Genomic DNA, 14,392 nt, shown 5'->3' with positions numbered 1-14,392 from the left:
GGGGGCTCCTTGAGACGTACGGAGGGGTGGACTTTGCTCGCCTCAGCCCTTCGCCGGTCCCGGGCCCGAGCTTGCGCGGACCGTCAACTCCGGGGCGATCAGGGAGACTTCGTCGATGCCCTGTCCCCGTAGTTTGGCGACGACACGCTCCACTGCCTCGCGCCCCATCTCCTGCGCGGGGATGCCGACGGAGGTGAGGCGCACCGAGGCCTGGGTGGCGACCTGGTCGGGGCAGATGGCGATGACGGAGACGTCTTCGGGGATGGCGCGGCCCTGCTGGCGCAGGAGGCTCAGGAGGGGTTCCACCGCCGACTCGTTCTGCACGACGAAGCCCGTGGTGCCGGGGCGTTCGTCGAAGATCCTGGCGAGCGTCGCGGCCAGTGCGTCGTACGTCCCCTCGCAGGGCCGGTGCAGCACCCGCACGCCGAGCTCACGGGCCCGCGTGCGCAGCCCGTCCAGGGTCCGCTCGGCGAAGCCGGTATGCCGCTCGTACACCGCGGGCGCCTCGCCGATCACGGCGATCTCCCGGTGTCCGAGCCCGGAGAGGTGCTCCACGCACTGCGCGCCGGTCGCCACGAAGTCGAGGTCGACGCAGGTCAGACCCGTGGGGTCGGCGGGGAGGCCGATGAGTACGGCGGGTCGGTCCGCCTCGCGGATCAGCGGAAGGCGCTCGTCGTGCAGTTCTACGTCCATCAGGATCATCGCGTCGGCGAGCGCGCTGCCCTCGATGCGGCGGACCGCCTCGGGCCCCTCCTCGCCGGTCAGGAGCAGCACGTCGTAACCATGGGTGCGCGCGGTGGTGGCGACGGCGATGGCGATCTCCATCATCACCGGTACGTACATGTCGGTGCGCAGCGGCACCATCAACGCGATGATGTTGGACCTGCTGCTGGCCAGGGCGCGGGCGCCCGCGTTCGGGTGGTAGCCGAGCTCCCGGATGGACTCTTCGACGCGGTCCTTGGTGGAGGCGGATATGGACCGCTTGCCGCTGAGTACGTAGCTCACCGTGCTGGCCGAGACTCCGGCATGCTGGGCGACCTCGGCGAGGGTGACCATTCAGCTCTCCAGGGCAGTCGTGGGGGCGGGGGCGAAGCGTTTCGACTCAACGGCACATCGACCCTAGAGGGACACCTTTGGGCTGTCCATAGACAGATCGAAGCGCTTCGATCACCCTGCCCCGCACTGGAGTTGTGAAGTTTACGCGGACCCCGGTTCCAGGAGCTCCGCGTACGTCCCCATGGCGAGCGCGATGTCCGCCTGCGCCCAGAAGCGGTGGTAGGTGAACTGCGGTGCCGCTCCCCCGGCGAGATAGGCCTCGACCTTCGGCCAGTCGGGGTCCCCAGCGGGTCCTGGTGGTGCTGCCACATGCCGTCCAGGAGGGCCTTGGCCGTGGTGGCGGCTTCGGTGTGGCCGGTGGCCGCGGCGTAGTACGTGAGGGTCTTGGCGTAGGCGGCGGACACGCCCACGTCGTCGGTGCGGTCGACGACGGAGACGTGAAGTCCGGTGTTGGAGCCGGGATTTGACGGGTTCCAGGTGTCGGGCCGACCGGACCACTTCAGGGTTGAGGGGAATCGACGCCTACGTGTGGATGAAGCCGCCGGGCGAGTCCGACGGGTCGAGCAAGGAGATCCCGAACGACGAGGGCAAGGGCTTCGACCGCATGTGTGACCCGACGTACGAGGGGAATCCACGCAACGGCTTCAACCGTTCGGGCGCGCTGGCTGATGCGCCGCTGTCCGGGAAGTGGTTCTCGGCGCAGTTTCAGGAGCTCCTGAAGAACGCGTATCCATCGCTGTAGCGCAACGGGAACTTTGTCTGCGGGTGATCTGTGGCTGGTCGCGCCGTTCCCCGCGCCCCTAGGGGGCCCGAGCCCCTTCGGGGCCGGGCCTCATTCCAAGGAGACCCACGTGAGCCGTACCCCCAACTCCCTTCGGCGCAGGGCCCTCGTCGCGCTGCCCGCCGCCGCCCTCCTCGCCCTCATCCCCAGCAGCGCGACCGCCTACCCCAACCCCGGTCAAGTCACTGGTGACATCGTCGTGCACGATCCGACCCTGGCCCGTACCTCGTCGGGCAAGTACCTGCTCTACTCGACCGGCGACGGCCTGCAACTGCGCACGTCCACCGACCGGATCGCGTTCGGCCGCAACGGTTCGGCCTTCCCCACCCGACCCAGCTGGTGGAACAACTACAACTCCACCGGGGACGTCTGGGCCCCGGACATCTCGTACCACGGCGGCAAGTACCTCATGTACTACTCGGTCTCGTCGTTCGGCTCGAACAAGTCGGCCATCGGCCTCGCGGCCTCCACGACCGGTGAGCCCGGCTCCTGGACCGACTACGGCGCCGTGTACACCTCGACCACGTCCAGCGACTACAACGCCATCGACCCGAACCTGTTCGTCGACGACGGCAAGTGGTGGCTGTCGTTCGGCTCCTGGTGGACCGGCATCAAGATGATCCGCGTCGACCCCTCGACGGGCAAGCAGTACGCGGGCGACACCGCCCGGCGCTCGCTCGCCTCGCGCCCCACCGGCACCAAGGCCGTCGAGGCGCCCTACATCGTCAAGCGGGGCGGCTACTACTACCTCTTCGCCTCGTACGACACGTGCTGCGCGGGCACCAGCTCCACGTACAAGATCAAGGTGGGCCGCGCCTCCAGCGTCACCGGGCCGTACGTCGACAAGAACGGCGTCGGCATGATGAACAACGGCGGCACCCCGGTCCAGGAGACCCACGGCCGCTACATCGGCCCCGGCGGCCAGTCGATCCTGAAGGACACCGACGGCGACCTGCTCGTCTACCACTACTACGACGGCCAGGACAACGGCGCCCCGAAGCTCGGCGTGAACCTCCTGAACTGGAGCTCCGGATGGCCCGTCGCGTACTGACCCCGCACTCACCCCAAATGACCACGGTGAAGTCCCTCGCGGCGTTCGAGGCCGCGGGAGAGCATCAGCAGGGCCTCAGCCCAGCCTGATCACGTTCCATGACAGTGGCTCCAGGACGGCGTTCAACGTGCCGTCCTGGAGTGCTGTTCCGGTGACTCCGTGCGGGGTGACGCGCTCCGGCTCCGCGAGGGTGTTGCGCGCGTCCGGGTCCGCGTCGGAGAGGGCGCTGTGCTCGATGACGGTCGTCAACTCCAGGCTCTGGAGGGCGACTTCGAGCGGCAGCGGTTCGCTCTGGCTGCGGTTGACCGCGAAGACGGTGACGGTGCCGTCATCGGCGCGTACGGCCGTCGCGTGCAGCAGGGGCACCTCGCCGAACCTCGGCGTCTCGTGCGCGGGTGAGTCCACGCGTACGTCGAGGACCTGGCCGCGGCCGTGCCGCGAGGCCTGCGCGAAGGGAAAGAAGGTGGTCTGCCGCCAGGCCGGGCCGCCCGGTTCGGTCAGGATCGGCGCGATGACGTTGACCAGTTGGGCCAGGCACGCGACGGCCACCCGGTCGGCGTGCCGGAGCAGGGCGATCAGGAGCGAGCCGACCACCACCGCGTCCGTGACCGTGTAGTTGTCCTCCAGGAGGCGCGGCGCCTCGGGCCAGTCGCGCAGGCTCGCCTCGACCTCGGGGTGCGGCCTGGACTGGTACCAGACGTTCCACTCGTCGAAGGACAGGTTGATCTTCTTCTTGGACTTGAGGCGGGCGCCCACGTGGTCGCAGGTGGCGACGACGTTCTCGATGAAGGACTCCATGTCGACGGCGGATGCGAGGAACGAGTCCCGGTCGCCGTCGGTCTCCTCGTAGTACGCGTGCAGGGAAATATGGTCGACGAGGTCGTAGGTCCCGGCCAGGACGGTGGCCTCCCACTCGGCGAACGTCTCCATGGACTGGCCGGAGCTGCCGCAGGCGACCAGCTCGACGTCCGGGTCGAGTTGGCGCATGGCGCGCGCGGTCTCGGCGGCCAGACGCCCGTACTCCTCGGCGGTCTTGTGGCCCGTCTGCCACGGGCCGTCCATCTCGTTGCCCAGGCACCACAGGCGGATGCCGAAGGGGTCCTTGTCGCCGTGCGCGGCACGGAGGTCCGAAAGTGCGGTGCCGGAGGGGTGGTTGGCGTACTCCTGGAGTTCCAGGGCCTGTTCGACGCCTCGCGTGCCGAGGTTCACGGCCATCATCGGTTCGGCCTGCGGGCCGATCTTCCGCAGGAAGGCGATGTACTCGGAGAGCCCGAAGCGGTTGGTCTCCGTGGAGTGCCAGGCCAGGTCGAGGCGGCGCGGCCGCTCGTCGGCGGGGCCGACGGAGTCCTCCCACCTGTAGCCGGAGACGAAGTTCCCGCCGGGATAGCGCACGGCCGTCACGCCCAGCTCGCGGATCAATTCGAGTACGTCGGTGCGCAGGCCCGCCTCGTCGGCCGCGGGGTGGCCCGGTTCGTGGATGCCGGTGTAGACGCAGCGGCCGAGGTGCTCGACGAAGGAGCCGAAGAGCCGGGGGTCGACATCGCCGACGGCGAAGGCGGGGTCGAGCGTGAAGCGTGCGGTGCGGGGGGCCATGCGGGTCCTTTCAGGGATGCAACAGGTGTGCTGGGCAGGGGACTTACTGTCCTGCCAGGCCCGTATGGGCCACGCCGCTGATGATCTGGCGCTGGAAGAAGACGAAGACGACGACCAGGGGCAGGCCCGCCATCAGGCCGCCGGCCATCAACTGCGCCCACTGGATGCCGTAGGAGTTCATGACGGTCGCGATGCCGTTCGGCATCGTCATCAGGTCGGGGTTGTTGGTCACCATGTACGGCCACAGGAAGTTGTTCCAGGACGCGATGAACGTGAAGATCCCGACGGCCGACAGCGAGGGCCGGGACAGCGGCAGGACGATGGTGAAGAAGACCCGCCAGCGTCCGGCGCCGTCGATGTACGCGGCTTCCTCCAGCTCGCGCGGGATCGACTGGAAGAACTTGTAGAGGATGTAGACCATCGCGGCGGGCGCGCACTGCGGCAGGATCATGCCCCAGTAGGTGTCGACCATCCCCATCGACTGGACGGTCGTGAAGAGCGGCACGCCGAGCACGGCGGGCGACACCATCAGGCCTGCCATCACCAGGCCGAGCAGCGCGTTCTTGCCGCGGAACTCGGTGCGTGCGAAGCCGTATCCGGCGAGCGCGCTGACGAGTACGACGACAGAGGTGACGCAGACCGAGACGACGACCGAGTTCACGAACCAGTTGGTGATGTTGCCGCTCTCGACGAGCGCCTTCCAGGCTTGGCCCGTCCACTCCTCCGGCACCCAGTGCGTGGGCACCTCGACGGCCTCGGTCTCCGACTTCAGGGACGTGAAAAGGGCCCACAGCAGCGGCGTCATCCACAGTGCGGAGACGAGGACGCCGAGCGCGGTGAGCACGATCTGGCTCGGGGTCCACTTCTTCTTCGGGCTGTTGTTCCGTACGACTACGGCCGTGCTCATCGCACGCCCTCCTCACGCTTGCGTAGAAGCCACATCCGGCCGAGGGCGACGGCCGCGATGAGCACGAAGAAGATCATGGAGATCGCGGAGGCGAACCCCACGCGGTAGGCGGTGAAGCCCTCTTCGAGGGTGTACTGGACGAACGTCCGGGTGCTGTCCTCCGGTCCTGGCCCGAAGTCCTGCATCACCACGGCCTGATCGAAGACCTGGAGCGAGGCGAGGATCTGCAGGGTGATCACGAGGCCGGTGATGTTGCGCAGCATCGGCAGGGTGATGTGCACCATGCGGTGCCAGGCGCCGGCGCCGTCGAGCTCGGCGGCCTCGTACAGATGGCGCGGGATGTTCTGCAGCGCCGCCAGGAAGAGCAGGAAGCTGAAGCCGACCGTCCACCACAGGGTGGTGATCACGACGGCGAGCAGGGCGGTGGACTTCTGGGTCAGCCAGGGAGTGTCGAGGCCGAAGACGTGGTTGATCATTCCGGTGCCGGGGTTGAACAGCCACTGCCACAGGTTGCCCGCGACCGTCGACGGCAGCAGGAAGGGGGCGAAGAAGCACAGCCGCCACAGCCACTTGGCGCGCTCGATGTGGTGGGCGAGCATCGCGAGGAGGAACGCGAGGACGACGATGCAGGGCACCACGAGCAGGGTGAAGTACGCACTGTGGCCGAGGGAGTCCCACAGGAGCGGGCTGTCCAGGGCTTCCCGGTAGTTGTCCAGGCCCACGAAGCGTTCGCCCGTGCCGGAGATGTTGGCGTCGGTGAAGCTCAGCCACAGGCCGCGGCCGATCGGAAGCAGCACGAACAGCGCGAAGAGGGCGAGAAACGGGGCGACGAACCAGCCGCCGTGCTGAAAGCGGCGGGTCATCCTGGCCCGGAGCGAATCGGCGTCCGCCACCGGGACGGACCGTACGGCGGCCGGTGCGACCGCGGTCTCGACGGCGCTCACGCGGCGGACCCTCCCTCGGTCGCGGACCGGCCTTCCATCGGGTTCTTCATCGCGACCAGCTTTTCGAGTACGTCCTTCATGCGGCGGGCCGTGGCGTCGGGCTCGGCGGAGCCGACGTTGGAGGAGGCGATGACGGGGCCGATGCGCTGGGCGAGGAGCCCCGTGGATCCCGCGAACCAGGCGGGCGGCTCGACCGCCATGTGGTCCATCGCCGAGACGTACTCGGACTGGGGCTTGAGTGCCCTGTACTTCTTGTCGTCCAGCGTCGGCAGGTAGGCGGGGATGTGGCCGCCCCGCGCCCACGCCGTGGCGTTCTTGACGACGTACGCGGCCAGTTGGTGCGCGCCGTCGTTGGTGACGCCGCCGCGCTGTGACTGGTGAGGCAGGACGAAGCAGTGCGACTCTGTGTGGGTGGCGGGTGCGCCGAAGACGGGCGGCAGCGGGGTCGCGCCGTACTTGAGCTTCGCGCCGCTGAAGACGGGCACCGACCAGTTGCCCTCCCAGGCGAAGGCGGAGCCGTTCACGAAGGCCTCGCCGTCGGCGGCGCCGATCGCGGTCGAGTAGCCGTCGGCAAGGTGCTGCCGCAGGAACTCCAGGACCTGGGTGCCCTTGTCGGTGTCGAAGGTGACGTCCCGGCCGTCGGCGCTCAGGCAGGTGCCGCCGAGCTGCGTGTAGAAGGTCAGGAAGAACCACCAGGAGAAGTTGGGCTCGTCGGCCTTGATGCCGATGGTGTGGACGTTTCCCTTGACGGCCTTCTTGGCGGCCTTCAGCGCCTTGAACCAGTCCTCGGGCGAGGTGACCTGCGCCAGATCACCGTTCGTGCCGAGCAGTCCCGCCTTCTCGCACACGTCCCTGCGGTAGAAGCAGAGCTGTGCGTGGATGTCGAGGGGGAGGCCGTAAAGCTTGCCGTCGATCACGGCGCGCTTCCACAGCAACGGGTTGAAGTCCGCCTCGCGCACGCCGTACTTGGCGAGGAGCCGTACGTCCCAGGGGTCGAGCAGCTGTCCGGGCGCGAAGCCGGGGATCCGGCCCAGGTGCATCACAGCCAGGTCGGGGGCGCGGTTCCCGGAGGCCGCCATGGCGAGCTTGGTGTAGTACGGGTTGCCCCACTGGAGGTCGAGTCCAAGACGCCGACGCGAGGGTTCGCGGCGCGGAAGGCGTCGAGCATCGCGATCATGTTGGCGCCGTCGCCGCCGGAGAACAGATTCCAGTAGCGGACCCGTACGTCCGCGTCCGACGCGATCGCGGAGGCGCTGCGATTGGCGGCGGCGAGGCCGAAGCTGCCCGCGACCGCGAGCGCTCCTATGCCGCCGAGCACACCTCGTCGGCTCGGGAGGGGTGGTGACATTGCGGCTCACTTCTGTTCGATATTTCGAATGCTGCTCGCAACTTCGAACGGGACCGTAAGGTTGAACGCCCGACGCGTCAACGGTTCGGACAGCACCGCGGCCGAAGTCCCGTCAAATTCCCGGAAGTTGTTCGACATCACGAACCCTGGGACGCACATCGGCCACTTCCTGCGCAATGCGTTGACGCACCGCTCCCCGCTCCTTAAGTTGCCGTTCGACCAACTGATCAGCGTTCGACATACCGCACAAAGACTGGGGTACGCATGGCACGCAGACGCTGGAGACTCGGGCTCACTGCGGGAGCCCTCCTCGCCGGAACGCTCGCCGCGGGACCCACCGCCGCGGCCGAACCCACCAACTACACGATCGACGTCGACCCGACCCACACCGGCGCGAAGATCGACGACTCGATGTACGGCGTCTTCTACGAGGACATCAACCGCGCGGCGGACGGCGGCCTCTACGCCGAGCTCGTCCAGAACCGCTCCTTCGAGTACAGCACGGCCGACAACGCCGCCTACAAGCCGCTGACTTCGTGGGACACCTCCGGTACCGCGAAGGTGGTGAACGACGACGGCCGCCTCAACGCCCGCAACCGCAACTACCTCTCCCTGGACGGCGGTTCATCCGTCACCAACTCCGGCTACAACACCGGCATCGCGGTCGCCAAGGGCAAGCGCTACGACTTCTCGGTCTGGGCCCGGACCGGCGGCACGGGGAGCGCGCCGCTCACCCTCACCCTGCGCGACGCCTCCGGTGAACTGGCCCCGGCCCGCCGGGTCACCGCGCGCGGCGGCTGGGCGAAGTACGAGGCCGCGTTCACCGCCGGCCGCACCTCGGCCACCGGCCGCCTCACGGTCGCATCGGGCGCCCCCGTCGCGCTCGACGAGATATCGCTCTTCCCCCGCGACACCTACAAGGGCCGCGCGAACGGCCTGCGCAAGGACCTCGCCGAGAAGGTCGCCGACCTGAAGCCCGGCTTCCTGCGCTTCCCCGGCGGCTGCCTGGTCAACACCGGCTCCCACGAGGCGTACGACGAGCAGTCCGGCTGGCAGCGCAAGCGCTCCTACCAGTGGAAGGACACCATCGGCCCGGTCGAGCAGCGCGCCACGAACGCCAACTTCTGGGGCTACAACCAGAGTTACGGCCTGGGCTACTACGAGTACTTCCAGTTCGCCGAGGACACCGGCGCCATGCCGCTGCCCGTCGCCCCCGCCCTGGTGACCGGCTGCGGCCAGAACAAGGCCACCGACGACCCGGCCCTGCTCAAGCGGCACATCCAGGACACCCTGGACCTCATCGAGTTCGCCAACGGCCCGGCGACGAGCGAGTGGGGCAAGAAGCGGGCGGCGATGGGCCACCCGAAGCCCTTCCACCTCACCCACCTGGAAGTCGGCAATGAAGAGAACCTCCCCGAGGAGTTCTTCGCCCGCTTCAAGGAGTTCCGCGCGGCCATCGAGGCGAAGCACCCGGACATCACCGTCATCTCCAACTCCGGCCCCGACGACAGCGGTTCGACCTTCGACAAGGCCTGGCAGCTCAACCGCGACGCGGACGTCGCCATGGTCGACGAGCACTACTACAACAGCCCGCAGTGGTTCCTGGAGAACAACGACCGCTACGACTCCTACGACCGCCAGGGCCCGAAGGTGTTCCTCGGCGAGTACGCATCGCAGGGCAACAAGTTCTCCAACGCCCTCTCCGAAGCGGCGTACATGACCGGTCTTGAACGCAACGCCGACATCGTCAAGCTCGCCTCGTACGCCCCGCTGCTCGCCAACGAGGACTACGTGCAGTGGAAGCCGAACATGATCTGGTTCGACAACGACCAGTCATGGGGCTCGGCCAACTACGAGACGCAGAAGCTCTTCATGCGCAACGTCGGCGACGAGGTCGTACCGTCCAAGGCCTCCGCAACCCCCGGCACGTCAGGGCCCATCACCGGCGCCGTCGGCCTGTCCACCTGGGCGACCAGCGCGGCGTACGACGATGTGAAGGTCACCGGCGAGGACGGCGGCACGCTCCTGTCCGACGACTTCTCCGCCGGTGACGGCCAGTGGACCGAGGCGGCGGACAAGGGCACCTGGGCGGTCAAGGACGGTGCGTACGTCCAGTCCGACGAGGCCGCCGAGAACACCCTGGTCACGGCGGGCGACGTGGGGTGGCAGAACTACGACCTGAACGTGAAGGCCACCAAGAAGTCCGGCAAGGAGGGCTTCATGGTCGCCTTCGGGGTCAAGGACACCGGCAACCACTACTGGTGGAACCTGGGCGGCTGGAACAACACGCAGTCGGCCGTGGAGAAGACCGTCGACGGCGCGAAGCAGACCATGGTCCAGGACACCACGACCATCGAGACGGGCCGCAGCTACGACCTCCGTGTGGAGGTGCGCGGCCGCCAGGTGACGCTCTACCTCGACGGCAAGAAGTGGGGCTCCTTCACCGACGACAAGCCCGCCGAGCCGTTCCGTCAGGTCGTCACGCGCGACAAGGCCACGGGTGACCTCATCGTCAAGGTCGTCAACGCACAGGGCACGGAGGCCCGCACCAAGATCGGTCTCGGCTCGGGCACACGGGTCGCGCCGACCGCGAAGGTGACCACGCTCGCCGCTGACCCGGCCGCGGAGAACACGAAGGACGCGACTCCAGTGAAACCCGTGATCTCGACGTTGGACGGCGTGTCCGACTCCTTTTCGTACACCTTCCCGGCGAACTCGATCACCTTCATGAGGATCAAGACCGACTGATCATGCCTGGTCACCGGGGTCGCGGGAGGTTCACCGGGGGGTTCGGTTGGCGGGTGGGGACAGGGCAATGACAGGATGAGCGGCATGACCATCAAGGCTTATTTCGACATCAGCATCAATGACAAGGCCGAGGGCCGGATCACGTTCAACCTGTTCGACGACGTCGCGCCGAAGACCGCGGAGAACTTCCGCGCGCTCGCCACCGGCGAAAAGGGCTTCGGCTACGCCGGCTCGAGCTTCCACCGCGTCATCCCGGGGTTCATGCTCCAGGGCGGCGACTTCACCAGGGGCGACGGCACGGGCGGCAAGAGCATCTACGGCGAGAAGTTCGCCGACGAGAACTTCCAGCTCAAGCACACCAAGCCGGGCCTCCTCTCGATGGCCAACGCGGGCCCGAACACCAACGGCTCGCAGTTCTTCATCACCACGGTCGTCACCGGCTGGCTGGACGGCAAGCACGTCGTGTTCGGTGAGGTCGCCGACGAGGACAGCATGGCCCTCGTGAAGAAGATCGAGGCCCTCGGCTCGCAGTCCGGCGCCACCAAGGCCAAGATCACCATCGCGGCCTCCGGAGCCCTCTAAGCACTCTGGTCACTCTGAGCACGTGGCATGAGCCCCCGCCTCGCGAGGCGGGGGCTCACCCATGACCGCTTTCGCCTGACTGGCCTACTTCGTCCCGAAGTAGTAGCTGACCTGCGGAGGCTGGTTGTAACCCGTGTTCTGCCAGGCCACGCCCGTGCGGTACACGGGGTCGTGCATCAGCGTCGGCAGCCGGTGCTCCGTCGGGTGGGGCGTGCTGTAGAGCCGCAGGGCCGTGGAGTCGGCATTCCGCCAGACGGTCCGCGCAGATGCCGCGGCCCACGTCCGTGCCGGTCTTCTGACCCCACAGGACCTCGCCCGTCTTCGCGTCGTACATGATCTCGTCCTTGCCGTCGCCGTCGACGTCGGCCACCGCGAGATTGTGGTTGCCCTGCTGGTCGTAGCCCTTGCCGTGGTTCGTCGAGCTGTTGCTGTCGAACTTCCAGCGGCGGGTCAGGTCCGAGCCGTTCCAGTCGTACGCGGCGAGCGCGGTGCGCTCGTAGATGCCGCGGGTGAAGACCATGCTGGGCCGCGTGCCGTCCAGGTAGGCGGTGGCGGAGAGCAGCCGGCCCTCGCGGTTGCTCCAGGTGTCGCCCCAGTCGGCGACGGAGCCGCGGGCCGGCTCGAAGGGCGCGGAGTCCATCACCTTGCCGCTCTCGCCGTTGAAGACGGACAGATACTCGGGTCCGCTGAGGACCGCGCAGTTGTCGGCGAGGTGCGAGGCGTCCGCGTCGCCGATGACGGTGCCCGCCGCGTCCTTCGATCCGTCGGAGGTGCGGACGGCCATCTCGGCCTTGCCGTCGCGGTCGTAGTCGTACACCTGGAACGAGTCGCAGTGGGAGCCGCTGCGGACATTGGTGCCGAGGTCGACCCGCCACAGCCGTTCGCCGGTCAGTTCGTACGCGTCGTAGACCGTCGGTCCGGTGCAGGTGCCGGAGTTGGCGACATCGGTGGCATTGGACGGCACCTATTTCACGATCAGCTCGTACTGTCCGTCGCCGTCGAGGTCGCCTGCCGAGGTGTCGTTGGCGGCGTAGGTGTAGGCGACGCCGTCGCGGGTGGTGCCGCCCGAGGGCTTCCGCAACGGGATGTCGAGGCGCCCCGCGCCCCAGACGCCTGCCTTCTCGCCGGGTTGTTCGGTGCCGTTCACGACGGCGCGTATCTCGTACGTCGACGATGAACTGCCGCTGCTGTCCAGGTAGTTGGTCTGCTGCGCTTCTGTGATCAGCTCTCCGCCGCGGTAGAGCTTGAAGGACACGCCCTCGGGGTCGTCGCCGAACATCCGCCAGGTGACGAGTGTTCCGCCGTCGGCGGGGACCGCGACCAGGCCGCGGTCGAGCCGCTCGGCGACCCGGGCGGCGGCCAGCGCCTTCGTCGCCTTGTTTGCGGGCGCGGGCAGCGTGTCGGCAGCGTCCGCGTAGTGGTCCACGGCCAGGGTGGCACCGGTGCCGACGAGGACGGCGGCGAGGGTCGCCGCGAGGAGTCGGCCTCTGCGGCGGCGGTGTGTTGTGGCAGGTACGAGGGACATCGGGACCTCACAGGTCGGGGGCGAGAACACCTGCTGGTCGCCGCGGGCGCCGGTGAGGTTGCCGGTTCCCTGTGAGGTCCCGGGTCCGGCCCTGGGCCCTCCTTCAGCCGAGGCCGGTCGTACCCCTCCCCGGCAGCGGGCGGGCCACGGTAGCGTCGGCGAAGCGAACACGCTGCCGAACAGCGTTCCGGATACCGAACAGCGGCTGCCGCCACCGGCACCGCGTAAGGGAGGACCGTCAGGGATGAGCGACACCGGCCCCGCACCCACCAACTGGGCGGGCAACATTGCCTTCCGCGCCGATCGACTGCACCGGCCGGCATCCCTGGACGCCCTGCGCGAACTGGTCGCGGGCAGTCGGCAGGTGCGGGTCCTGGGCAGCGGGCACTCCTTCAACCGGATAGCGGACACCGACGGCCCTGACGGCACGCTGCTGTCGCTGACCGCGCTGCCGCCGTCCGTCGACGTCGACACGGCGGCGCGCACGGTGCGGGTGGCGGGCGGTGTGCGCTACGCGGAACTTGCCCGCCGCGTCCACGAGCAGGGGCTCGCGCTGCCCAACATGGCCTCGCTGCCGCACATTTCCGTGTCGGGCTCCGTCGCCACCGGCACCCATGGCTCGGGCAACGCCAACCGCTCGCTGTCGGCGGCGGTCGCCGCCGTCGACCTGGTGACAGCCGACGGGGCGACGCTGACGCTGCGCCGCGGCGACGACGGGTTCGACGGCGCCGTGGTCTCCCTCGGAGCGCTCGGCGTCGTCACGGCACTGACACTCGACCTGGAGCCCGCCTTCGAGGTGAGCCAGCGCGTCTTCACCGAACTCCCGCTGCCCGCCCTGGACTTCGATACGTTCGAGGCGATCAGCTCGGCGGCGTACAGCGTGAGTCTGTTCACCGACTGGCGGCGCCCCCGCTTCACCCAGGTCTGGCTCAAGGCACGCCACGACGGGACGCCGCCCGTCGACTTCCCCTGGGCCGCCCCGGCCTCCGCTCCCCTGCACCCGGTGCCCGGCATGCCCGCGGAGAACTGCACTCCGCAGCTCGGGGTGCCGGGACCCTGGCACGAACGACTGCCGCACTTCCGGGCGGAGTTCACGCCGAGCAGCGGTGCCGAGCTGCAGTCGGAGTATCTGCTCCCGCGCGCCGACGCGATCGCCGCGCTGCACGCCCTCGACTCCGCACGGGAAGCGATCGCGCCGGTGCTGCAGGTCTGCGAGGTGCGTACCGTCGCCGCGGACAGCCAGTGGCTGAGTCCCGCGTACGGTCGTGACACGGTCTCCTTCCATTTCACCTGGGTGCCTCGTACGGCGGAGGTGCTTCCCGTGCTCGCGCTCATCGAGGAGCGGCTCGCGGGGTTCGGGGCGCGTCCGCACTGGGGGAAGGTGTTCCGCGTGCCGCCCGCCGAACTACGCGCCCACTACCCGCGGTTGGGTGACTTCGCCGCGCTTGCGGGGAAGCTGGATCCGGCGGGGACGTTCCGCAACGCGTTCGTACGGGATGTCCTCGACGGGTGAGCCCCGCGCGCGCTACGGCGGGGCGGTTCAGGCCAGGCCGACCTGCGAGCCCCCTGGCCAGGTGCGCTCCCGAGTGGTGGCCGACGGCCGGCAGGGGCGCGAGGTCCAGCGGGTCGGCGGCGGCCAACCCCCGGATGGTGTCGGCCACTTGGGGTACGCACTCGCCGCGTACCGCGTGCCGCAGGAGCGCCGCCGACACCAAGGGCGTCAGCGCCTCGGCGCGGGCCGCCGCGACGACCCGGTCGGTGCGCCGCCACTGTCCGCATCAACCACCCCTCCAGCCCCACCGGTTGAGCAAGCCTCGCCCCACGTCCGTATGTACGGGAGTCAGCACCTCCCCCATA

9 protein-coding genes and 5 pseudogenes are annotated in these 14,392 nt (G+C 68.7%); 5 read left to right on the top strand and 9 right to left on the bottom strand.

What is annotated here, in order from left to right; translation table 11 throughout:
- Nucleotides 1–42: 42 nt before the first annotated feature.
- Nucleotides 43–1,056 (bottom strand): LacI family DNA-binding transcriptional regulator, encoded by a 1,014-nt coding sequence (locus AB0O76_RS06245; RefSeq protein WP_365486004.1) that lies wholly within the window; start codon nt 1,054–1,056, stop codon nt 43–45.
- 141 nt (nt 1,057–1,197) lie between these two features.
- Nucleotides 1,198–1,574: pseudogene (locus AB0O76_RS06240) on the bottom strand (glycoside hydrolase family 48 protein); the annotation flags it as partial.
- Here AB0O76_RS06240 and AB0O76_RS06235 point away from each other — a divergent pair.
- Nucleotides 1,568–1,798 (top strand): annotated as a pseudogene (locus AB0O76_RS06235) (glycoside hydrolase family 6 protein); the annotation flags it as partial. The pseudogenes AB0O76_RS06240 and AB0O76_RS06235 sit on opposite strands and share 7 nt — an antisense overlap.
- Before the next feature lie 109 nt (nt 1,799–1,907).
- Entirely contained in the window at nt 1,908–2,888 is a 981-nt protein-coding gene (locus tag AB0O76_RS06230) for an arabinan endo-1,5-alpha-L-arabinosidase (protein WP_365486002.1), read from the top strand.
- Between the two features lie 75 nt (nt 2,889–2,963).
- Here the strand turns inward: AB0O76_RS06230 and AB0O76_RS06225 are convergent, their stop codons facing one another.
- The 4 genes and pseudogenes from AB0O76_RS06225 to AB0O76_RS06210 form a co-directional block, all read right to left on the bottom strand.
- Nucleotides 2,964–4,481, bottom strand: coding sequence for an alpha-N-arabinofuranosidase (locus AB0O76_RS06225; RefSeq protein WP_365486000.1), 1,518 nt, complete (start codon nt 4,479–4,481; stop codon nt 2,964–2,966).
- 43 nt (nt 4,482–4,524) lie between these two features.
- Nucleotides 4,525–5,388 carry a carbohydrate ABC transporter permease gene (locus AB0O76_RS06220; protein WP_365485998.1) on the bottom strand — a complete coding sequence of 288 codons (864 nt, stop codon included), beginning with the start codon at nt 5,386–5,388 and terminating at the stop codon, nt 4,525–4,527.
- On the bottom strand, nt 5,385–6,281 hold the full coding sequence (locus AB0O76_RS06215) for a sugar ABC transporter permease (RefSeq protein ID WP_365486345.1): 897 nt from the start codon (nt 6,279–6,281) through the stop codon (nt 5,385–5,387). The genes AB0O76_RS06220 and AB0O76_RS06215 overlap by 4 nt, the downstream gene beginning before the upstream one ends.
- Before the next feature lie 47 nt (nt 6,282–6,328).
- Nucleotides 6,329–7,680: pseudogene (locus AB0O76_RS06210) on the bottom strand (extracellular solute-binding protein).
- Nucleotides 7,681–7,944: 264 nt separating this feature from the next.
- On the opposite strand from AB0O76_RS06210, the gene AB0O76_RS06205 reads away from it, so the two are divergent.
- Nucleotides 7,945–10,428: an alpha-L-arabinofuranosidase C-terminal domain-containing protein gene (locus AB0O76_RS06205; RefSeq protein ID WP_365485997.1), complete on the top strand. Its 2,484-nt coding sequence runs from the start codon at nt 7,945–7,947 to the stop codon at nt 10,426–10,428.
- Between the two features lie 84 nt (nt 10,429–10,512).
- The gene (locus tag AB0O76_RS06200; RefSeq protein WP_365485995.1) at nt 10,513–11,010 is read left to right on the top strand and encodes a peptidylprolyl isomerase; all 498 of its coding nucleotides are present in this window, start codon (nt 10,513–10,515) and stop codon (nt 11,008–11,010) included.
- Nucleotides 11,011–11,094: 84 nt separating this feature from the next.
- On the opposite strand, the gene AB0O76_RS06195 is transcribed toward AB0O76_RS06200, so the two are convergent.
- Both AB0O76_RS06195 and AB0O76_RS06190 read right to left on the bottom strand, forming a co-directional pair.
- Complete coding sequence (locus AB0O76_RS06195; RefSeq protein WP_365486343.1) at nt 11,095–11,238, bottom strand: hypothetical protein; 144 nt, start codon at nt 11,236–11,238, stop codon at nt 11,095–11,097.
- Nucleotides 11,239–11,395: 157 nt separating this feature from the next.
- Nucleotides 11,396–12,535 (bottom strand): annotated as a pseudogene (locus AB0O76_RS06190) (rhamnogalacturonan lyase); the annotation flags it as partial.
- A gap of 244 nt (nt 12,536–12,779) precedes the next feature.
- Between AB0O76_RS06190 and AB0O76_RS06185 the strand changes: the two are divergent.
- Nucleotides 12,780–14,048 (top strand): FAD-binding protein, encoded by a 1,269-nt coding sequence (locus AB0O76_RS06185; RefSeq protein WP_365485993.1) that lies wholly within the window; start codon nt 12,780–12,782, stop codon nt 14,046–14,048.
- A 55-nt stretch (nt 14,049–14,103) separates the two neighbouring features.
- On the opposite strand, the pseudogene AB0O76_RS06180 reads toward AB0O76_RS06185, so the two are convergent.
- Nucleotides 14,104–14,265 (bottom strand): annotated as a pseudogene (locus AB0O76_RS06180) (hypothetical protein); the annotation flags it as partial.
- Between the last annotated feature and the right edge of the window lie 127 nt (nt 14,266–14,392).

This window comes from Streptomyces sp. NPDC086554, assembly GCF_040686095.1.
In the GTDB taxonomy this organism is placed as follows: Bacteria; Actinomycetota; Actinomycetes; order Streptomycetales; family Streptomycetaceae; genus Streptomyces.
The sequence above is the reverse complement of the archived record's forward strand: the minus strand, read 5'-3'. Positions and strand labels throughout refer to the sequence as shown.